This window comes from Streptosporangium subroseum, assembly GCF_900188345.1.
GTDB lineage: Bacteria > Actinomycetota > Actinomycetes > Streptosporangiales > Streptosporangiaceae > Streptosporangium > Streptosporangium subroseum.
Map to the genome: position 1 here is coordinate 87567 of NZ_FZOD01000025.1, position 21067 is coordinate 108633.

Annotated in this window: 18 protein-coding genes, 2 pseudogenes and 2 riboswitches; of the genes and pseudogenes, 11 read left to right on the forward strand and 9 right to left on the reverse strand. The window is 69.5% G+C overall.

What is annotated here, in order from left to right:
- Positions 1-87 precede the first annotated feature (87 nt).
- The 8 genes from CHC08_RS24265 to clsA all read right to left on the reverse strand — a co-directional run bounded on the left by CHC08_RS24265 (position 88) and on the right by clsA (position 10038).
- Complete coding sequence (locus CHC08_RS24265) at positions 88-870, reverse strand: YfgM family protein (protein ID WP_089209667.1); 783 nt, start codon at positions 868-870, stop codon at positions 88-90.
- Between the two features lie 131 nt (positions 871-1001).
- Complete coding sequence (gene gcvP, locus CHC08_RS24270) at positions 1002-3857, reverse strand: aminomethyl-transferring glycine dehydrogenase (RefSeq protein WP_089209668.1); 2856 nt, start codon at positions 3855-3857, stop codon at positions 1002-1004.
- Between the two features lie 157 nt (positions 3858-4014).
- A riboswitch (glycine riboswitch) is annotated at positions 4015-4106 on the reverse strand.
- Between the two features lie 14 nt (positions 4107-4120).
- Positions 4121-4741: a MerR family transcriptional regulator gene (locus CHC08_RS24275; protein ID WP_089209669.1), complete on the reverse strand. Its 621-nt coding sequence runs from the start codon at positions 4739-4741 to the stop codon at positions 4121-4123.
- A gap of 144 nt (positions 4742-4885) precedes the next feature.
- Entirely contained in the window at positions 4886-5356 is a 471-nt protein-coding gene (locus CHC08_RS24280; protein WP_089209686.1) for a bifunctional nuclease family protein, read from the reverse strand.
- Positions 5357-5435: 79 nt separating this feature from the next.
- Positions 5436-6086 carry a transcriptional regulator FtsR gene (ftsR, locus tag CHC08_RS24285; protein ID WP_245878525.1) on the reverse strand — a complete coding sequence of 217 codons (651 nt, stop codon included), beginning with the start codon at positions 6084-6086 and terminating at the stop codon, positions 5436-5438.
- A gap of 26 nt (positions 6087-6112) precedes the next feature.
- Positions 6113-6625: an FHA domain-containing protein gene (locus tag CHC08_RS24290; protein WP_089209671.1), complete on the reverse strand. Its 513-nt coding sequence runs from the start codon at positions 6623-6625 to the stop codon at positions 6113-6115.
- A 371-nt stretch (positions 6626-6996) separates the two neighbouring features.
- Positions 6997-9498: a mannose-1-phosphate guanyltransferase gene (locus tag CHC08_RS24295; RefSeq protein ID WP_089209672.1), complete on the reverse strand. Its 2502-nt coding sequence runs from the start codon at positions 9496-9498 to the stop codon at positions 6997-6999.
- Between the two features lie 3 nt (positions 9499-9501).
- Entirely contained in the window at positions 9502-10038 is a 537-nt protein-coding gene (gene clsA, locus CHC08_RS24300; protein ID WP_420823585.1) for a cardiolipin synthase ClsA, read from the reverse strand.
- Between the two features lie 154 nt (positions 10039-10192).
- A riboswitch (TPP riboswitch) is annotated at positions 10193-10305 on the forward strand.
- A 49-nt stretch (positions 10306-10354) separates the two neighbouring features.
- Between clsA and CHC08_RS52965 the strand changes: the two are divergent.
- The 11 genes and pseudogenes from CHC08_RS52965 to CHC08_RS24355 all read left to right on the forward strand — a co-directional run.
- Positions 10355-10411, forward strand: a pseudogene (locus tag CHC08_RS52965) (hypothetical protein); the annotation flags it as partial.
- A gap of 46 nt (positions 10412-10457) precedes the next feature.
- A pseudogene (locus tag CHC08_RS24310) lies at positions 10458-10820 on the forward strand (phosphomethylpyrimidine synthase ThiC); the annotation flags it as partial.
- 69 nt (positions 10821-10889) lie between these two features.
- Entirely contained in the window at positions 10890-11498 is a 609-nt protein-coding gene (locus CHC08_RS24315) for a class I SAM-dependent methyltransferase (protein ID WP_089209674.1), read from the forward strand.
- Between the two features lie 77 nt (positions 11499-11575).
- On the forward strand, positions 11576-12757 hold the full coding sequence (locus tag CHC08_RS24320; RefSeq protein ID WP_089209687.1) for an acyl-CoA dehydrogenase family protein: 1182 nt from the start codon (positions 11576-11578) through the stop codon (positions 12755-12757).
- A 68-nt stretch (positions 12758-12825) separates the two neighbouring features.
- Complete coding sequence (locus CHC08_RS24325) at positions 12826-13257, forward strand: SRPBCC family protein (RefSeq protein ID WP_089209675.1); 432 nt, start codon at positions 12826-12828, stop codon at positions 13255-13257.
- An 81-nt stretch (positions 13258-13338) separates the two neighbouring features.
- Positions 13339-14313, forward strand: coding sequence for a helix-turn-helix domain-containing protein (locus CHC08_RS24330; protein WP_089209676.1), 975 nt, complete (start codon positions 13339-13341; stop codon positions 14311-14313).
- A 133-nt stretch (positions 14314-14446) separates the two neighbouring features.
- Positions 14447-15646, forward strand: coding sequence for a hypothetical protein (locus CHC08_RS24335; RefSeq protein ID WP_143653333.1), 1200 nt, complete (start codon positions 14447-14449; stop codon positions 15644-15646).
- Entirely contained in the window at positions 15643-15966 is a 324-nt protein-coding gene (locus CHC08_RS24340; RefSeq protein ID WP_089209677.1) for a nuclear transport factor 2 family protein, read from the forward strand. The genes CHC08_RS24335 and CHC08_RS24340 overlap by 4 nt, the downstream gene beginning before the upstream one ends.
- 24 nt (positions 15967-15990) lie before the next feature.
- The gene (locus tag CHC08_RS24345; protein ID WP_089209678.1) at positions 15991-16500 is read left to right on the forward strand and encodes a 2Fe-2S iron-sulfur cluster-binding protein; all 510 of its coding nucleotides are present in this window, start codon (positions 15991-15993) and stop codon (positions 16498-16500) included.
- A complete protein-coding gene (locus tag CHC08_RS24350) occupies positions 16497-17486 on the forward strand; it encodes an FAD binding domain-containing protein (protein WP_089209679.1) in 990 nt (329 codons plus the stop codon). The genes CHC08_RS24345 and CHC08_RS24350 overlap by 4 nt, the downstream gene beginning before the upstream one ends.
- Positions 17483-19600, forward strand: a complete 2118-nt coding sequence (locus CHC08_RS24355) for a xanthine dehydrogenase family protein molybdopterin-binding subunit (RefSeq protein ID WP_089209680.1) — start codon at positions 17483-17485, stop codon at positions 19598-19600. The genes CHC08_RS24350 and CHC08_RS24355 overlap by 4 nt, the downstream gene beginning before the upstream one ends.
- 45 nt (positions 19601-19645) lie before the next feature.
- Here the strand turns inward: CHC08_RS24355 and CHC08_RS24360 are convergent.
- The coding region (locus tag CHC08_RS24360; RefSeq protein WP_179282190.1) for a galactose-binding domain-containing protein at positions 19646-21067 on the reverse strand (1422 nt) is incomplete at its 5' end.

The following is a 21067-nucleotide window of genomic DNA, read 5'->3' on the forward strand; positions in this document are numbered from 1 at the left end:
AGGGAAAACCCCGCTCACCGGTTGGGAGCGTGGGCCCCCGTCCGGGTTCGGGCCTCGTGATCGAGGGAGACGGGCCCTCGTCGGGGCTCAGGCGTCGCGGTCGAGCCGGAGACGGACCTCGGCGGCGAGGTCCTCGTCGGTGCTCTCCAGGCCGTAACGCCACACCCGCTCGGCGTCCTCGTCGCGGCCCCTGAGCGGGAGCGTGCGCGCCAGAAGCTCGATGGCCAGCGCGCTGGTCTCGACGTCGCCGCCCTCCTCGATCGCCGCGGAGAGCTCGGCGCACGCCAGCTCCAGATGGGCGATGCCGAGCATCACCCGCAATCTGGGCACATCGGCCACCTCCGGCACCGAGAGCGCCTCCAGAAGCACCTCGGCGGCCTCGCCCGCCTCGCCCTCCTCCAGAAACACCTCGGCCAGCCGCTGAGCCGCCCGAGAGGCGACCTCCGGGTCCGCGGTGGCCAGGGCGGCCCGCAGCGCCTCCTCCGCCTCCTGGTCCCCCGTGGCGAGCCGTGCGAGCGCCATGTGCGCCAGCGGGACGTAGGCCGGGTTGCCGACGCCGAGCGCGGCCTGCCAGGCCGCTCGGGCCTGGTCGGTCAGGTCCTCCCGCTCGAAGCTCCCCGCGAGCAGGCAGGCGGCCTGCGCGGCGAACTCCGGATGACCGGTCCCCAGAGCCGTGCGCGCGGCCGTACGGGCTCCCGGCACGTCCCCGCTCTCCTCCAGCACCACCGCCAGGCCCACCGCCGCCTGGGCCCGGTCCGGCTCCGCCGGATCGGCGGCCAGCTCCGCGAAGATCGTGGCGGCGCCGGCGAGATCACCCGCCTCGGCCAGCTTCCGCGCGGTGTCCAAGGGACGCGTGTCCACCTCTGGCATGCAAGGTCCTTCCCCGGAGTAAGGAAACGACCCCGAGCCTAACGACTCGGGGCCGCGTCCGTCCCCCTCCATGCGCGACGGATGTGCGGCTCTTCCGCCGCGCGCGGAAGGGGACCGCCGCACGGGGTGGATCAGTCCTCGTAGGCCTCCAGCGGTGGGCAGGAGCACACCAGGTTGCGGTCGCCGTAGGCCTGGTCGATGCGGCGGACCGGCGACCAGTATTTGCCGTCGCGCAGGGAGGCCAGCGGGTAGGCCGCCTCGGTGCGGGTGTAGGGGTGGGCCCACTCGTCGGCGACCAGGCAGTCGGCCGTGTGCGGAGCGTTGCGCAGCGGGTTGTCGACCTTGTCGTACGCCCCGGTGGCGACCTTCTCGATCTCGCCCCGGATCGCGGTCATCGCCTCGCAGAACCTGTCGAGCTCGGCCAGGTCCTCGCTCTCGGTGGGTTCGATCATCAGCGTGCCGGCCACGGGGAAGGACATGGTCGGCGCGTGGAAGCCGTAGTCGACGAGGCGCTTGGCCACGTCGTCCACGGTCACGCCGGTCTCCTTGGTGATCTGGCGCAGGTCGATGATGCACTCGTGGGCGACCAGGCCGCCGCGGCCGGTGTAGAGGACCGGGTAGTGCGGGCTGAGCCTGCGGGCCAGGTAGTTGGCCGACAGGATGGCCTGCTCGGTGGCCGCCTTGAGGCCGTCGGCGCCCATCATCCGGATGTACGCCCAGGAGATGGGCAGGATGCCCGCCGAGCCGTACGGCGCCGCCGAGACCGGGCCGACCACGGAGTCGTCGCGCAGCGGGTGACCGGGCAGGTAGTCGGCGAGATGCGCGCGGACCGCGACCGGGCCCACGCCGGGGCCGCCGCCGCCGTGCGGGATGCAGAAGGTCTTGTGCAGGTTCAGGTGGGAGACGTCCGCCCCGAACTCGCCCAGCTTGGCCAGGCCGACCAGCGCGTTGAGGTTGGCGCCGTCGACGTAGACCTGGCCGCCCGCCTCGTGCACCATCTCGCAGATCTGGACGATCGTCTCCTCGTACACGCCGTGCGTGGACGGGTAGGTCACCATGATCGCGGCGAGCCGGTCACGGTGCTTCTCGATCTTCGCGGTGAGGTCGGCGAGGTCCACGTTGCCGTTGTCGTCGCAGGCGACGACGGTCACGCGCATGCCCGCCATGACGGCGCTGGCGGCGTTGGTGCCGTGCGCGGAGGACGGGATCAGGCAGACGTCCCGGCTCCCCTCGCCACGCGCCTTGTGGTAGGCGTGGATCGCCAGGAGGCCGGCGAACTCGCCCTGGGAGCCCGCGTTGGGCTGGATCGACACGGCGTCGTAGCCGGTGACCTCGGCCAGCCAGCCCTCCAGCTCCTTGATCAGCTCGATGTAGCCCCTGGCCTGGTCCTCCGGAGCGTAGGGGTGCAGCCCGGCGAACTCCGGCCAGGTGATCGGCTCCATCTCGGTGGTCGCGTTGAGCTTCATGGTGCAGGAGCCCAGCGGGATCATCGACCGGTCGAGCGCGATGTCCTTGTCCTGGAGCTTGCGCAGGTAACGCAGCAGCGCCGTCTCGGAGCGGTGGCTGTGGAAGACCGGGTGGGTCAGGTAGTCGCTCACGCGCACCAGGGCGGCGGGCAGGGCGTCGTGCGCGGTGGAGTCGAGGTCGGCCAGGACCGCGCCGTTGACCTCGAAGGCCGCCAGGACCTGCTCCAGGTGGATGAGCTCGGTCTTCTCGTCGCAGGTGATGCCCACGTGGTCGGCGTCGGCCAGGCGCAGGTTGATCCCGTTGTCGCGGGCGGCGGCGACGATCTCGGCCGCGCGGCCCGGAACCCTGGCCAGCACGGTGTCGAAGAAGGTGTCGTGCACGACCTCGACACCGCCCTGGCGGAGGCCCTCGGCGAGCACGACGGCGTGCCGGTGGGTGCGGCGGCCGATCCGGCGCAGCCCCTCGGGGCCGTGGTAGACGGCGTACATGCCCGCGATCACGGCGAGCAGCACCTGCGCGGTGCAGATGTTGCTGGTCGCCTTCTCCCTGCGGATGTGCTGCTCGCGGGTCTGCAGCGCGAGGCGGTAGGCGGGGCGTCTGTCGGCGTCCTGGGAGACTCCGACCAGGCGGCCGGGCATCTGGCGCTGCAGTCCCTCGCGAACCGCCATGTAGGCCGCGTGGGGGCCGCCGAAGCCGAGCGGGACGCCGAAGCGCTGCGAGGAGCCGATCGCGATGTCGGCGCCGAGCTCGCCGGGCGCGGCGAGCATGGTGAGGGCGAGCAGGTCGGCGGCGGCGACCATCTGGGCGCCGCGCGCGTGGGCGGCGGCGGCGATGGCGCGGAAATCCCTGACCCGGCCGCTGGCGCCCGGGTACTGGACGAGCACGCCGAAGCACTCGGGGAGCTCGCCGGTGAAGTCACTCTCGACCAGCTCGATGCCGATCGGCTCGGCCCGGGTCCGCAGCACCGCCTTGGTCTGCGGCAGCGCGTCGGCGTCGACCACGAACACGTTCGCGGCGCCGCGGCTCGCGCGGCGGGCCAGGGTCATGGCCTCGGCCGCGGCGGTGGCCTCGTCCAGCAGGGAGGCGCCGGCGACGTCGAGCGCGGTCAGGTCGGAGATGACCGTCTGGAAGTTGATCAGGGCCTCCAGCCGGCCCTGGGAGATCTCCGGCTGGTAGGGCGTGTACGCGGTGTACCAGCCCGGGTTCTCCAGGAGGTTGCGGCGGATGACGCCCGGGGTGATCGTGTCGTGGTAGCCGAGGCCGATCATCGAGGTGAGCACGCTGTTGCGCTCGGCGAGGGCGCGCAGCTCGGCGATGGCCTCGGGCTCGCTCGCCGCCGGGGGCAGGCTCAGCCGGTCGGAGAAGCGGATCGCCTCCGGCACGGCCACCGCGATCATGTCGGCGGTGGAGGCGAATCCGACCGCTTCCAACATGCGGGTCTGGTCTGCGTCGTCAGGTCCGATATGACGGGTCGCGAACGGCGGAGAGCTGAGCTCGCTGAGCAGTGACAGGTCGGTCATGGAGAGCCTCCCGAGGCGGTGGAGACCGGCGCAGGGCGCGGGCCTATGCCGGATTCCCCCTCTGTCACCTCGACCTGAGAGCTTCGCCTCCCCTGCCGGGGAGGCTTTCACCGTCGGTGAGACGCGACTGGCGGACGCGTCTTCTTTCCAGAGTTGCCTCGTCCGCGCGGTACATGGTGCCTGAGAGATTCCGGGGAGGTTGCTCCTTCGGCGCCCCGATCTTGTCGGGGTCTCTCCCGCACGGTGTCAGTGGCGAGACAACTTTACCCCGTTCTGCGAGCTCTGCGACGACGGGCTAGCTCATCGGCGTGATGATCTTCTAAAGGGCTCTCGCTCGACTCCGCGGGTTCGCCGGGAAGATCTGCGAGGGAGCCCTCCACCTCCTGCCACACCCGGCCGAGCGCGATGCCGAAGACGCCCTGACCTCCCTGGAGCAGGTCGATGACCTCGTCGGGCGAGGTGCACTCGTAGACGCTCACCCCGTCGCTCATCAACGTGATCTGGGCGAGGTGGTTGACGCCGCGGTCGCGCAGGTGCTGCACCGCGATGCGGATCTGCTGGAGGGAGACGCCGGTGTCGAGCAACCGTTTGACGACCTTGAGCACCAGGATGTCGCGGAAGCCGTACAGCCGTTGGGAACCCGAGCCGTGAGCGGCTCGGACGGTGGGCTCGACCAGTCCGGTGCGTGCCCAGTAATCCAGTTGCCGGTAGGTGATGCCGACCGCGGCACAGGCCGTCGCACCCTTGTATCCGAGGTCGGCGGGCACTTTCACCGGTTGCCCGTCGAACAGCAGACCTTCTTCACCCGCGCGCTGACGTGCCGATTGGCGCCGTTCCGGGTCATCCTGATCGGCGTTTCTATCCTCGCCGCTGCTGACCGCCACGCGGACCTCCGGCTTTCTCTCATCCCACGGCCTGATCTGGGGGTTTGCGCACGGCCGCAGGTTTCACTTGCACCGTAAGACTGGGGCCAAGCTCAGTCAACGACCCCACCCGGCGCGTCGTGAAGCGTAAATGCACCGAAATACCTACCCCGCGCGACCAAAGTCCTCGGGTGTGATCGTGTCAAGGAATTCCCTGAACTTCTCCACTTCGTCCTCCTGGTCGTCGGGGATGATCACCCCGGCTTCCCGGACCACCTCCTCACTCGCGAAGATGCGTGCGCCGGTGCGCAGTGCCAAGGCGATCGAGTCCGAAGGACGGGCGCTCACCTCGACCCCGTTCGAGAACACGAGATCGGCAAAGAAGATCCCGTCACGCAGCGCGACGATGTTGACCGTGCTCAACCGGATCCCGAGTCCGTCGAGCACGTCACGGAAAAGGTCATGGGTGAGCGGCCTGGGTGGCGGCTCCTCAGCCTGGGCCATGGCGATCGCCGTGGCCTCCGTCATACCAATCCAGATCGGTAGATAGCGCTCCCCTTGCGCCTCCTTGAGCAGGACGATCGGCTGGTTGGAGGGCATCTCAACCCGAACGCCCACGACGTCCATCTGCAACACGGGCTGCTCCGTCTTCGCTGGATTCCGACCGGTTTGTTCAACGTAACACTCGTGGGGGTACGAGTGCCTGGTCAGGTTCTCACCGGCCCAGGACCCCACGAACGCCCGAACGCAGAAGTGAGGCGTGCAATTCCAGCAGCAGGCCCGTTATCTCCCTGGCCGTCTCGTCGGCCTGGTCGATCGCGCCCGGCCCGCGGCGGTGCAGCAGCGGGGCGACGGCCTGCTCCACGAGCCCGGCCTCGCGCTCGGCGGCGGCCTTGACGGCCCGTAGGTGACGTGCGTGCAGGCCGAAGGCCGCGAGGGCGCCGACGCTGCGGGCCACGGCCAGTGCCTCGGCGCTGTAGTAGCGGGCCACCGCGGCCAGCAGGCCATAGTCCTCCAGCTCGGTGAGGGTCTCCTCGTCGAGCTCGGCGGCGGCGAGCAGCTCCTCGCGGCTGAGACGGACCTCGGAGGGCGCGTCGTCGGGGACGGCCCGCGGTTTCGAGGCCGGCCGATCATCGCGGTCGGCCGCCTCGAGGTGATCCTTGATCACACGCAGTGGCAGGTAGCGGTCACGCTGCTCACTGAGGATGTAGCGCAGACGCTCGACGTCGGCGTAGGTGAACTTGCGGTAGCCGGAAGGACTGCGCTCCGGCTCGATCAGCCCCTCGCCCTCCAGGAAACGAATCTTGGAGATGCTGACGTCGGGGAACTCGCTCTGCAGGAGAGCGAGCACCTCCCCGATGCTCATGTGCGCACGAGCGGCCTGCGAGCTCATCATCCTCCAGCGGCGCCACGGGTGAGGAAGACCAGGCGGAACTTGCCGATCTGCACTTCGTCCCCGCCGTACAGGGGGACCTCCTCGATCCGCTCACGGTTGACATAGGTGCCGTTCAGGCTGCCGACGTCGCAGACGGTGAACACCCCGCCACCGTGCCGGCGGAACTCCACGTGACGGCGCGAGACGGTGACGTCGTCGAGGAAGATGTCGCTCGCGGGATGGCGGCCCACGGTGGTGAGGTCGCTGTCCAGCAGGAAGCGGCTGCCCGCGTTGGGACCGTGCCTGGCGACCAGCAGGGCGGTGCCCGGAGGCAGCCGATCCACGTCCTGTCGGTCGGCGAGAGGCGCCTCTCCGATCTCCGGCTCGTAGGTCTCGATCCTGGAGAGGGAAATGGTCGACGTGCTGACTTCGGGTGCTTCGACCCTACTCAGCGGCGACCCGCAGTGTGAACAGAAACGGGCATCCTCAGGGTTGGCATGACCGCACTGCGTGCAGTAGACGCTCGGCATCGATCGGCTCGGCCTCCTACCGCGAAGACGCGGCAACGGTGCTCAGGATGCGCGCCTCGCTTCTTCGCTTCTCAAGTATTTGTTCAGACTGCGAATGTCGCAACCTACAGTGATGAGAGTCGAAGGTCAAGGCTGACGCTGGACCGCGGGTTCGGTCGGTGACAAAGTTACAGCCGGTACTGCCTCCGGTCCATGCCGCCGCGCTGGATTCGCTGTGTTTACCGTGTCTTCCGCGTGTTGATGTGTGCTGCCGCATCCGTGTGGTTCCACTGTGTTTACCGTGCGTGCCGTACACGCCGTTTACTGTGTGCATGCCGTGCGCTCCGTGTTCACCGTGTTCACCGTGTTCACCGGGATCGGACGAGTGCCCCTCAGCCGCCGGCGGCCTCCTCCACCACCCGCGCCCAGTGCTCGATCATGACCTGCGCGGAGTCGACGTCGAACCCCTCGGCCCACAGGTGGGTGACGGCCTCGGCCGGGTCGGGCAGCACCAGGGCCCAGCTCCCGTCCTCGGCGACGACCCGCACCCCGTCGGTGGTGTCGATGCGGTAGTGCTCGGCGGCCTCGATGACCGAGCGCATCACCGCGCCCTTGGCCGCCCACGGGGTCGGCACCGTCCGGCGCAGCAGCTTGGCCTCGGGGATCCTGGCGTCGATCTGGCTGAGCGACAGCCGGGTCCTGGCCACCAGGCCGAGCAGGCGCAGGAACACCGCCAGGCCGTCCACCGTGGGCCCGAACTCGGGCACGATGAAGCCGCCCCGCCCGTCGGCCGCGAAGACCATCTCCGGCCTTCTGGCGGCCGCGGTGAGCGCGTCGATCGCGGTGGAGGTCCACTCCGCCTGCACCCCGTGGAACCGGCAGACCTGCTCGGCCACCCGGGTGGTGGTGACCGGCAGCGCCACCCGGCCGCCGCGCCGCTCGGCCGCGACCAGGTCCAGCACCACCAGCAGGGCCCGCTCCTCGCTGATCAGCTGGCCCATCTCGTCCACGAGCGCGACCCGCTCCCCCACCGGGTCGAACCGCACCCCGAAGGCCGCCCTGGAGGAGCTGACGAGCTCCGCGAGGCGCTGGAGGTCGCGGCGGCGCTCGGCGAAGGTCTCGGTGGGCGAGGCGTCGTCCAGCCGGTTGTTGACGGTGAGCACGTCCACCCCGACCCTGCCGAGGAGGCTGGGCAACACCAGCGAGGAGGTGCCGCCCGCGCAGTCGACCACGACCTTCATGTCGGCGTCGCGGACGCCGGTGATGTCCACGCAGCGCAACAGCTCGTGGGTGTAGTCCTCCACGGCCCTCGCGGGGAAGCTGAGCTCGGCGATCTCGCCGGGGAAGGCCCTGCGGAACTCCTGCCGGGCGAAGACCCGGTCCAGCTTGCGCTGGGCCGCCGGGGACAGGTCGGCGCCGTGCTCGTCCATGAAGACGATGTCCACGCTCTGGGGGTCGCCGGGGGTGGTGCGCAGCGCGATGCCACCGACGGCCTTCTCCCTGGCGGTGTGGAAGCGGGCGACGGGAAGCGCGGCGGCCTCCAGGTCGAGCACGTTGATCGCGCTGGCGTTCAGGGCGCTGATCGCGGCCCGCTTGAACGCCCGCGCGGCGCGGGAGGAGTCACGGGAGGTGATGACCGAGGCGCCCTTCTTCAGGGTGGTGGCGTAGGCGCTGGCCAGCCGGACGCACAGCTCGGGGGTGATCTCCACGTTGACCAGCCCGGACACCCCTCGCGGGCCGAACAGGTTGCGCTGGCCCCTCGGCTCCCAGATGACGCTGTTGTTGATCACCGCCCCGGCCTCGATGGTCTTGAACGGGTAGATTTTGACGCCGGAGGAGATGTACGCCTCGGCCTCGATGATGCACTCGTCGCCGACGACGGCGCCCTCCTCGACCCGGGCGCCGGTCATCAGGTCGGTGTTCTTGCCGATGACGCAGCCGCGCAGGTGGGCGCTCGGCCCCACGTAGACGTTGTCGTGAACGGCCGCGCGATGCAGGAAGGCGCCCTCGCGGACCACGGCGTTGCTGCCCAGCACGGAGTATTCGCGCAGCTCGGCCCCGGCCTCGACCTTGGCGTAGTCGCCGATGTAGAGGGGACCCTTGAGGATGGCGTCGGCGTCCACCGAAGCGCCCTCGGCCACCCAGATGCCCGGGGAGACCTCGAAGGCGTCGATGTCCACCTTGACGCGGCCCGAGAGCACGTCGGCCTGGGCCTTGAGGTAGCTCTCGTGGGTGCCGACGTCCTCCCAGTAGCCGTCGGCGACGTAACCGTACAGGGGGGCGCCGCGCTCCAGCAGCTTCGGGAACACGTCGCCCGACCAGTCGACGGACTCGCCGGCGGCGATCTCGTCGAGGACCTCCGGCTCCATCACGTAGATGCCGGTGTTGACGGTGTCGGAGAAGACCTGGCCCCAGGTGGGCTTCTCCAGGAAGCGCTCCACCCGGCCCTGGTCGTCCACGATGACGATGCCGAACTCCAGCGGGTTGGGGACGCGCTTGAGCCCGATGGTGACCATCGCGCCGTTCTCACGGTGGAACCTGACCATGTCGGTCAGGTCGATGTCGGTCAGCGCGTCGCCGGAGATGACCAGGAAGCGCTCGTCACGGAGCTTGTCCGCGGCGTTCTTGACGCTGCCGGCGGTGCCGAGCGGCGTGTCCTCGGTGGCGTAGTACAGGCTCATGCCGAGCTCGTCGCCGTCGCCGAAGTAGTTTCGGACCAGGGCGGCCAGAAACTGCACGGTCACCACGGTCTCGGTGAACCCGTGCCGTTTCAGCAGCCGCAGCACATGCTCCATGATCGGCCGGTTGATCACAGGTAATAGAGGTTTGGGCTGGTTCGCGGTCATCGGCCGGAGCCGAGTTCCCTCCCCGCCCGCCATCACAACGGCCTTCACAGATCACCTCTTAAGGCGTTTGGCCTCGCTCATGAGCTGACGCACCTGTACCCAATACAGCACCCCCGACCACCAGTACAGACCTGTTCCCCAGATCGCGAGCGACCAGCCGACGAATTGGGCCGGATCTGCGTACCAGGCGTCGTAGTGGGCGAGGAAGAGCAGTGGGAAGGCGTAGAGCAGATTGGCGGTGGCCGCCTTGCCGAGGAAGTGCACCGGCAGTGCCGGGCCGTACCCGAGGCGGCGCAGGATGAGGGGGATGCCCAGAAGCATGACGTCCCGCAGCGGGATCGCCAGCGCGAGCCACCAGGGGATGATCCCGCGCATGGCCAGGCCGAACAGCGTGGCCAGGATGTAGAGCCGGTCGGCCAGCGGATCGAGCAGGCGGCCGAGCCTGCTGGTCTGGTTCCAGGCCCGTGCGATCTTGCCGTCGAGCCAGTCGGAGAACCCCGCCAGCATCAGCAACGCGACGGCCCAGCCATCGGCCTTCGGGCCCAGTACCAGCCAGAGGAAGACCGGTACGCCGAGAAGCCTCGCCAAGCTCAACGCGTTGGGAACCGTCCAAATTCGATCTTCGGCTCCCGATGCTTCCGGATTCACCGATATGTCTCCCTCCCCGTACCTGATGGTGAGACTACTGCGTCGGCTGCGACCGGGGGGATGGCGGGCGCACAGGTGAGCGTCTATGGTTTTGATCAACCAACGCGGGAGCCCGGATGACCGGGCTGAGAGGACGGCTACTGCGGCCGCCGACCGCCAGAACCTGCTCCGGGTAATGCCGGCGAAGGGAGTTTGCGCGATGACTTCCGCGCGTATTTCCAGCTTCAAGATCTATCAGGGCGACCTGCGCGTCCCCATGCGCGAGGTGCGCCTGACCAACGGGGAGACGGTCACGCTGTACGACACCTCGGGCCCCTACACCGACCCCTCCCACACCACCGACATCACCCGCGGCCTGCCGCGCCTGCGTGCACGCGGCCGACCTCGCCAAGGGCCATCCGGGAGCGCAGGCCTGGGACGACGCCCTGTCCGACGCCCGGTTCGAGTTTCGCTGGGAGGACCAGTTCGACCTCTCCCTGGATCCCGGGACCGCCCGGTCCTTCCACGACGAGACGCTGCCCGCCGCCCCCGCCAAGACCGCGCACTTCTGCTCGATGTGCGGCCCGAAATTCTGCTCCATGAAGATCAGCCATGACGTGCGCAGGTTCGCCGAGGAACGCGGCCTGACCGATGCCGAGGCCCTGGAGGCCGGGATGAGAGAGAAGTCCGAGGAGTTCTCCCGTGAGGGCGGCCGGGTCTATCTGCCCGTCGAGAGCCTCTGAGGACGCCTGACGAGGCGTGGGGCGGGCGGCCGTGCCGTCCCGCCCCGCGCACCCTCTACCCTTCACATCATGACCAATGACACCACGCTCTTCCTGGGCCAGTGGCTGCGCTCCCCGGGGACCGTCGGAGCGGTGGCGCCGAGTTCGCGACGGCTGGCGGAGGCGGTGACGGCACCGGTCCCGCACCGGGGCGATCCTGTGATCGTCGAGCTCGGCCCCGGCACGGGCGCGTTCACGGCTGAGATCCAGCGCCGGCTGGACGGCCGGGGGCACCACCTGGCCGTCGAGATCAACCCGAAGCTGGCCGAGTTCCTCTCCGCCCGGAACCCGAAGGTGGACGTCGTGGTCGACGACGCGGTGCGGCTGCCGCAGCTGCTCCAGGAGCGCGGTCTCGGCAAGGCCGACGTGATCGTCAGCGGGCTCCCCTGGGCGGCGTTCTCCTCCGAGACGCAGACCAACCTGCTGAACGCCGTCATCGCGATCATGGGTCCCCAGACGGCCTTCACCACTTTCGCCTACAGCTTCGCCAAGCGCCTGCCGCCCGCGCGGCGCTTCAAGAAGCGCCTGACCGACACCTTCGAGGAGGTCGTCCTGGGCCGGACCGTGTGGGGCAACGTGCCGCCGGCCTTCGTCTATCACGCGCGCAGGCCTCACGGGCACGCGGGCGCCCCGGCCTGATCGGCCCCGCGAGACGGTAGAGCTTGATCGAACTTCGTTCTACGATTGCGCCCGCAATCAGAATGGAGTTGATCACGGTGGATTTCACCCTTCCCGAGAGCGCGCTCGCCGTCCAGCGCGGCATCGCCGACATCTGCGCGCGCTACGACCTGGACTACTGGCAGCGGTGCGAGACCGAGAAACGCTGGCCGGAGGAGGTCTGGGCGGAGCTGGCCAAGGGGGGCTGGCTCGGCTTGGCCGTGCCCGAGGAGTACGGCGGGGGCGGGCAGGGTCTCCTGGAGCTGGCCGTGGCCACCGAGACCCTGTCCGCGTCCGGCTCGGCCGGCGGTTCGGCGTTCACCTACGTGCTCACCCCCGGTTTCGGCGCCCTGACCCTGGCCAGGCACGGCAGCCCTCGGCAGCGCGGCGAGCTGCTGCCCAAGCTCGCCACCGGCGAGCTGGAGACCTGCTTCGCCCTGACCGAGCCGGACGCCGGATCCAACGCCCTGGGCATCTCCACCTTCGCCCGCCGCGACGGTGAGGAGTTCGTGGTCAAGGGTCAGAAGGTCTGGATCACCGGCGTGCAGCGCGCCACCTGGATGCTCCTGGTCACCCGGACCATCCCGGCCGCCGAGGCCAAACCCCGCAGCAACGGCCTGACGGTCCTGCTGGTGAACGTCCCCGAGGCGGTCGCCGCCGGGCGGCTCACCTTCCAGCCGATCCCGAAGATGGGCGCCAACACCACCCCGTCCAACACGGTCTTCATCGACGAACTGCGGGTGCCCGCGGCGAACGTGGTGGGCGAGGTCGACCAGGGCGCGCGGGTGCTGTGGGACATCCTCAATCCCGAACGGATCCTGCTGGCCGCCTCCGCGCTGGGCGGCGCCGAGGTCGCCTTGAGAGTGGCCGTGCAGTACGCCAAGGAGCGCGAGGTCTTCGGCCGCCCGATCGGCGCCAACCAGGCCATCGCCTTCCCGCTCGCCCAGGTCAAGGCCAAGATCGAGCTGGCCAGGCTGATGCTCTACAAGGCCGCGTGGCTGTTCGACCGGCAGCGGCCGTGCGGCACCGAGGCCAACATCGCCAAGCTGACCGCCTCCCAGGCCGCCTGGGAGGCGGCCGACCACGCGTTCCAGACCTACGGCGGCATGGCCTACTCCCTGGAGTATCCGGTCGCCCGCCTGCTGGCCGACGCCCGCATCGGCAGGGTCGCCCCCGTCACCGAGGAACTCCTGCTGAACCATCTCGCCACCCAGGTGCTCGGACTGCCCAGAAGTTTCTGAGCCGGTTGCCACGCGCGCCGCGGGGAAAGACCATTGAGCAGATCTGAGCGAGCACAAGGGAGTGGTCGATGTCCGTCTACGCCAGCACCGTGGTCAACACCCCCGCCGACGAGGTGTGGAGCTACCTGAGGGACTTCGGCAACCTGGCCGAGTGGCTGCCCGGGATGACCTCCTGCGAGGTCGAGGAGGGCGTGGCCACGCAACCGGGAGCGGTGCGCAGGATGGAGGGACCGGGCGGGAGCTTCAGGGAGCGGCTGCTCGTCCTCGACGACGACGCCCGCTCCGCGACCTACGAGATCCTGGAGTCCCCGCTGGCGGTCACGAACTACCGGGCCACCTATCGGGTCGCCCCCGTCACCGACAGCGGCCAGGCGTTCATCGAGTGGCAGGCCACCTTCGAGGCCGACGACGAGGCGAAGCTCAACAAGATCCTCACCCGCGGCGTCTTCGAGCCCGGCCTGGCCTCCCTGCACAAGCGTTTCCAGGACGGCCTCTCGTGAGGTGACGCCGGTGATACCCAGCTGACCTGCCATTATCGGTGATGTCATAGCATCGAGACCGATGATATCGACGGATCTGCCATGACCCGGCAGCCATCACCGATGCGCCGTCCGGCCGAGATCTTCGCGCGCAGCCTCCTGGCGGAGCGTGCTCTCCCCGCACGCCGGGAGCTGTGCAGCGGCAAGCTGGGCTGGCAGACCATCCTCGCCCGCATCTATCGCGATCCCATCGAGGCCGCGCAGTTCGCCACCGCGCAGTCTCCCGACCTGCTGGTCGTGCTCATCACCAGCGGGGCGTACACGATCGAAAGCCGCAAAGGGCGATTCTGGCAGAAGGCGAACTACCATCCCGGGTCAATCGGCGTGACCGCACCCGGGAACATCAGCATGCTGCGCTGGCGCGCCGATCCCGGTCAGCAACTGGAGTCTCTGCACATCCATCTGTCCGCGGACCTCATCGACGAGTCCTGCGAGGCTCTCGGCGGGAAGGGCCCATGGTCGCGCCGGCTGCCGGACGCGCTGCTGCTGGAGGACCCTCTCCTCACGGCGGCGGGCCGGGCCGTCTGCAGGGCGCTGCGGCTTGGCGCCCCACCCCTGTACGCGGACTCGATCGCGCAGTTGCTCGCCACGCATCTGCTGTACGGGCTATACGGGTCAGCGGCGAGCATGAGGGAGGACGTCCATCCCTCCGCGCTCGGCGACACCGCGATGCGGCGCATCACCGCTTACATGCATGAGCACCTGCATGAGGAGGTGAGCCTCGACGACCTCGCCGCCCAGACGAACATCAGCAAGTATCACCTCCTGCGCTCCTTCGCGAAGGCGACGGGGTTCACCCCGTACCGCTACCTGGTTCGCCTGCGCATGCGCCGGGCCGCCGACCTGCTCCGGGACACCGGTCAGCCGGTTCTCCAGATCTCCGCGGCGTGCGGTTACCGCAGCCCGGGGCAGTTCACGGCCGCCTTCCGCCGCCGGTTCGGGGCCTCACCGACCGAGTTCCGCAGGCGGTTCCAGGGGGATCGCGCGGCAGACCCGGAACCGTTGTCGTTCCTGTAACGCAATCCGGGGCCAATACGGGGCAATCCTCGGAGAGTCACCGGAGGGCAGGACCGGCATTCTTGGATACCGTGCTTTTGTCCATATATGAGCGAATTGTCCATATTTGTCCCGACGTTTCCATCGAAGCGCCATGACCGAGGCCGGACTGACCGTATCCTCCGGCGGTGCCACGGGTGGGTCCAAGCGGCTCCGCGGGTACCGCACGATGCCCCCGCTGCCCGAACGCCCAGGGATCAGCGCCCCCGACGCGCCGGCCGAACCGCCGGCCAGGCTGGGGCCGAACCAGCCGCGGCTCGCCCTGAGTGGCCTGATCCTCATCGTGCCGTTGTTCGTCCTGCTCGCCTTCGGAGCGGGCGGCCCGGAAAGATCCCTGCAGATACTCGCGCCGGTGACCACGTTCGCGCTGCCCCCCATCGCGATGGTCGCGTTCTACTGGGAGGACTGGCCGGGAAGCTCGCTGCGGGCGGGCTGGGCCGGGCTGACCGACACGCTCCTCCTCGTGGTCGCCGCGCTGGTCCTCAGCGTCGTAGGGCAGGCCGTCGTGGCGGAGGTCGACCTGCCCGCGCTGTTCGGCGCCGGTCACGTGGCGATGTTCCCGCACACGATGCCCCTGGCCGCCGGAGCCTTCACGGTGATCCTGCAACTGACCCTGGTGACGGAAGGCTGGCCGCTGCGCGGGCTCGGCCGGGTCCGCTCGGGCATCGTGGCACTGCTGATCAGCTGGGTGATCGGAGCGGCACTCTACTTCACCCTGCTCGACGTGCACGGCGAACCGGCGGCGGCGCCGGGCGGTCTGCACGAGCTCAGTGGGCCCGTGGCGCCGGGGGCGTACGGCGCCTGGCTGACCTCGGTGGGCGCCTGGCAGCTGGTGTTCTTCCTCGCGCTGCGGGGCCGGCCCTTCTCCGGCATCCGCCGACGCGCCCCTCGCCTGCTGGCCGGCAACGTCGCGGTGATCGCCTGCGGATGGGTGACCTACCTGATCCTGCGCCACGGGCTCGACTGGACCCCGAACCGGGTCTTCGCGGTCTGCGGTTCGGTCATCGCCGCGATCCTGGTGGTAGCGATGTTGTTCGAGGCGTGGCCGTGGACCCGGTTGTTCTCCCCGCTGCCCGGCCGTCTCTCCGTACTGATCACGGCGCTGGTGCTCACGGGCGTGCTGTACGGCGTGCTGTCGGCCGTCGCCCAGCACACGCGCTGGTCGCATGAGAACCCGGACGACTGGATCGGGTACGCGGTACTGAACGCGCTCGGCATGAGCGTGATCCTCCATGTGGCGATCTGGAGACGCTGGCCGGTGGCCACGGGAACGACAGGAAACAAGACCACATGACACAGCAGACACATCCGGCTGTCCAAGCCCTGCTCGACGGCGTCAACAACGGCGACGTCGACGCATTCCTCGGGTGCTTCACCGAAGACGGCGTGGTGGATGACTGGGGCAGGGAGTTTCACGGTACGGCCCGGATCCGGGCCTGGAGCGACGCGGAGCTCATCGGCGCGCGGGCGATCATCGGCGTCAGGAACGTGGAGCTGAGGAGCGGCGAGATCATCGTCACCGCCCGGGTCGGCGGCACCGGGTTCAACGGCCCGAGCCATTTCTTCTTCCGTATCAGAGGAGACCGGGTGTCCCGCATGACCATTCGCGTCTAGCGGGCACAGGGAAGGAAAAAGACCATGGATCAGGAAATCACTCTGCGAGTGGACGGGAAGGAGCACACGCTCACCGTCGACACCCGTACGACTCTGCTGGACGCGCTGCGTGAGCGGCTCGGCATCACCAGCGCCAAGAAGGGATGCGATCACGGACAGTGCGGGGCCTGTACCGTCCTGCTCGACGGCCGGCGCGCGAACAGCTGTCTCGTGCTCGCGGTGGCCAACGCCGGAGCGGAGGTCGTCACGGCCGCGGGTCTAGCCGACGGCGACGAGCTGCACCCCATGCAGCGATCGTTCATCTCCCACGACGCCTTCCAGTGCGGTTACTGCACCCCCGGCCAGATCGTCTCCGCGGTGGCGATGCTGCGCGAGGCGGAGGCGGGCTGGCCGAGTGTGGTGAGCGAGGACCTCGACGCCGACGAGGTCGTGCTCGACCACGGGGAGATCGCCGAGCGGATGAGCGGCAACCTGTGCCGTTGCGCGGCCTACGCCAACATCGTGCCCGCCATCGCGGAGGTGGCGCGGTCATGAAGCCCTTCACCTATCAGCGCGCCGGCGACATGTCGTCCGCCGTCGCCACCGTGGCCGAGCGGCCGGAGGCGAGCTTCCTCGCCGGCGGGACGAACCTGGTGGACCTGATGAAGATGGAGGTGCTGACTCCCGAACTGCTGGTCGACGTCAGGCATCTCGTCTCCCACCAGATCCAGGACCTCCCCGGGGGCGGCCTGCGGATCGGCGCGGGCGTGTCCAACAGCGAGCTGGCCGCCGACCGGCGGGTCCGCCGCGGTTACCCGATGCTGTCCCAGGCGATCCTCGCGGGCGCCTCGTACCAGCTGCGCAATCTCGCCACGGTCGGCGGCAACTTCCTGCAGCGCACCCGCTGCATGTACTTCCGCGACGTCACCATGCCCTGCAACAAGCGGGAGCCGGGAACGGGCTGCTCGGCCCGGGACGGCCAGCAGCGTGACCTGGCGATCCTCGGCGCCTCGAAGTTGTGCGTCGCCACGCACCCGTCCGATATGGCGGTGGCCATGGCCGCACTCGACGCGGTGGTCCACACCGTCGGGCCCGCGGGCGAGCGGACGGTCCCGGTGAACAGGTTGTACCGGTCCCCGTCCGACGGGCCCGAGCGCGACACCGTCCTCGATCGGGGCGAGCTGATCACCGCCGTCGAGATCCCGGCGGCGCCGATCGCCGCCAGGTCGCGCTATCGCAAGGTACGTGACCGCGCGTCGTACGCGTTCGCGCTCGTCTCGGTCGCCGCCGCGATCGAGGTCGGCGACGGGGCCGTGAGCGGTGTGCGCATCGCCCTGGGTGGCGTGGCGCACAGACCCTGGCGGGCGACCACGGCCGAGCGGGAACTGTTCGGCATGCCTGCGACCGAGGAGAGTTTCCGTGCCGCCGCCGAGGCCGAGCTGGCCGCGGCATGGCCGCTGCCGGGCAACGCGTTCAAGGTGCCGCTGGCCCGCAACACCGTCGTCGGCATGCTGCGTGCCCTGACCGAGGAGGCACGATGAGCGGCCGCGGCGCGGTGGGCGCGCCCCTGGACCGCGTGGAAGGGCACCTGAAGGTACGGGGGGCGGCCACCTACGCCAACGAGTGGCCGGTCGAGAACCCCGCCTACCTGTATCCGCTGCTGTCGACGATCGCCTCCGGACGCGTCACCGGTGTCGACGCGAGCGCCGCGACGGCCGAACCCGGCGTGCTGGGCGTGCTCACCCACCTGAACGCCCCCAAGCTGGCGTGGCCGAACGACCCCGAGGTGGCGGCCCTGCAATCCGGCGAGGTCGCCTTCCACGGCCAGTTCGTCGGCGCCGTCGTCGCCGAGAGCATCGAGATCGCCCGCTATGCGGCCGGCCTGGTCACGTTGGAGTACGAGAAGCGGCCGGTCGACGTCGACATGCGGGCCGACCGCGACGATCTCCTCAAGCCCCAGCACGCGGCCATATTCGGCTCCCAGCCGGGAGACCTCCAGGACGGCTCGTCCGCCGACTCGGCCGTGGGGGACTTCGAGGCCGGCATGGACTCGGCGATCCACACGCTCGACGCGACGTACAGCACGCCGATCCAGCACCATCACCCGTTGGAGCCGCACACCGCCATCGCCGTCTGGACCGACGACGAGATCACGCTCTACTGCTCCTCGCAGGGCGTCCACCTGCACCGGACGCTGCTGGCGAACGCGTTCGGCATCGACGCGTCGCGGATCCGCGTCATCTCCCCGCACGTCGGCGGCGCGTTCGGCTCGAAGGTGTTCCCCGTCACCTGGGCCACCCTGGCGTTCATGGGCGCGCAGCTGGTCCCCGGCCGCCCGGTGAAGTTCGCGCTCACCCGCCAGCAGATGTTCACGCTGGTCGGCCACCGCCCCGCCACCATCCAGCGGATCCGGCTCGGCGCCGACGCCGACGGCAGGCTCGTCGCACTCGGGCACGATGTCGTCCAGGAGACGGCCAGGGCCAAGCAGTACGCCGAGCAGACCGTGGCGGCGAGCCGGTTGATGTACGCCGCGCCCCACCGGCGTACGACCACCCGGATCGCCACCCTGGATCTCCCGGTGCCGACGATCATGCGGGGTCCCGGTGAGGCGACGGGCATGTTCGCGCTGGAGTCGGCGATGGACGAGTTCGCCGTCTCGATGGGGATGGACCCGATCGAGTTCCGCGTCCTCAACGAGCCCGCGGTCCATCCCGAGTCCGGGTTGCCGTTCTCCAGCCGCCACCTGGTGACCTGCCTGCGGGAGGGCTCCCGCAGGTTCGGCTGGGAGCACCGCGCCCCGGCCACGCCGGCGCGGAGCGAGAACGGCTGGCTGATCGGGACCGGCGTGGCCTCCTCGACCTACCCGTCCCCTCGCCTGCCGGGGAACACCGCGACCATCCGTGTCGGCGCCGACGGGCGCCACACCGTGCGGATCGCCGCCGCCGACATCGGTACCGGCACCTGGACGACGCTCGCCCAGATCGCCGCGGAGGCGCTGGACGTCGCCGTCGAGGACGTGACCCTGCAGATCGGTGACACCGACCACCCCCTCGCTTCGAGCGCCGGCTTCTCCTCGGGCATCAACTGCTGGGGTACGACGATCCACGCGGCGGCGGGCGAGTTGCGCGCGGCCCTGAACGAGAACGGCGGCGCGGTGCCCGACGAGGGCCTTGAGGTCACCACCGACATCCCCGACAACCCGTACATAGCGCAGTACGCGATGTACAGCTTCGGCGCCCAGTTCGCCGAGGTCCGGGTGCACGAGGACACCGGCGAGGTGCGGGTGCCGCGCTTGCTCGGCGTGTTCGACGTGGGCCGGGTCATCAACCCGAAGACGGCTCGCTCGCAGTTGCTCGGTGGAATGACCCAGGGTCTGTCGATGGCCCTGCACGAGGCGGCCGCGATCGACCCCCGTTACGGGCACGTGGTGAACAACGATCTCGGCGGGTACCACTTCGCGGCCAACGCCGACGTGGGCTCGATCGAGGTGCACTGCCTGGAGGAACGAGACCCCTACGTCAACCCGATGGGTTCCAAGGGAGCCGGAGAGGTGTGCATCGTCGGCACGGCCGCGGCCATCGCCAACGCCGTGTGCCACGCCACCGGCATCCGCGTACGCGATCTGCCGATCACCCTCGACAAGCTCCTTCGCTAGGAACGCGCCCTTCGGAGCGGCGAGATCCGGATCCGGATCGAGGCGCTAGGCCGTGTAGACCTCGAACTCGGAGAGCTGGCCGGCGGGCCAGCCGGTGTTGCCGGTGAAGTTGAGCCGGACGTAGCGGGCGGAGGTCTGGGCGAACGTGATCGTCACCGTGTTGCCCGACGCGGGATTGAACGTCTGACCGGCCGGACCGGTGATCGTCGAAAACGACGACCCGTTGGTGCTGCCCTGCACCGACACCGTCTGCGTACGAGCACCCCACGCCGACGACGGCGGCAACTTCAGCACGATCCGGCCGATCGCCGCCGCCGAACCGAGATCCACCTGCACCCACTGCGGGAACGCGCCACCGGCGCTCTCCCAGTAGCTGTTGGCGTCGCCGTCCACCACGTTCGACGATCCGTAGCTCTGCACATGGCTGCTCTCCGACGTCGCCCTGCCCCGCGCCAGGTTGGTGTTCGCCGCCGCGTTCGTGGTCACGGTCACGGCGCTCGACGCGGGCGAGGTGTTGCCGGCCGCGTCCTGCGCGGTGACGGTGAAGCTGTACGCCATCGCGGGACTCAGTCCGGTGACCGTGTAGGAGGTGCCCGGCGTGGAGGCCACGACCGTGCCACCCTGGCGCACCTGGTAGCCGCTCACTCCGGTGTTGTCGGTGGCGGCCGACCACGAGAGCGACACGCTGGTGGCCGTCTTCGCCGTCACGGTGAGGCCGCCCGGTGCGGCCGGCGCCTGCGTGTCCTCGTTGCCGGAGACTCCGTACACCTCGAACTCGGAGAGCTGGGCGGCGGGCCAGCCGGTGTTGCCGGTGATGTTCAGCCGGACGTAACGGGCGGAGGTCTGGGCGAACGTGATCGTCACCGTGTTACCCGACGCCGGGTTGAACGTGTAGCCGGCCGGACCGGTGATCGTCGAAAACGACGACCCGTTGGTGCTGCCCTGCACCGACACCGTCTGCGTACGAGCACCCCACGCCGACGACGGCGGCAACTTCAGCACGATCCGGCCGATCGCCGCCGCCGAACCGAGATCCACCTGCACCCACTGCGGGAACGTACCACCGGCACTCTCCCAGTAGCTGCTGGCGTCGCCGTCCACCGCGTTCGACGGGAGGAAGTTCGCGTTCTGGCTGCTCGCCGAGGTCGCCTTGCCCCGCGCCAGGTTGCCGGTGCCACCGTCTCCTCCTCCGAGAGTGGGTGGGGTGGGGCGGGTCGCCGTCAGCGGGATCTGCCCCTTGAGCATCCGCCCGCCATCACCGGTCAGCCGCAGATAATAATCCGACGAACACGCGGTGCCGTCGGCATCCAGCGCCCGCATCCCGGAATTGGCCGGGACACCGGCCAGGGTTTCGGCGGTCTTGGCGATCTGGTTGCCCTCATTGAACTCATCGAACATGGAAATGTAGATGCCGGCCGCGCCGACTCTGACCATGTTGTAGAACTGCCGCCACATGAAGTCGCCGTG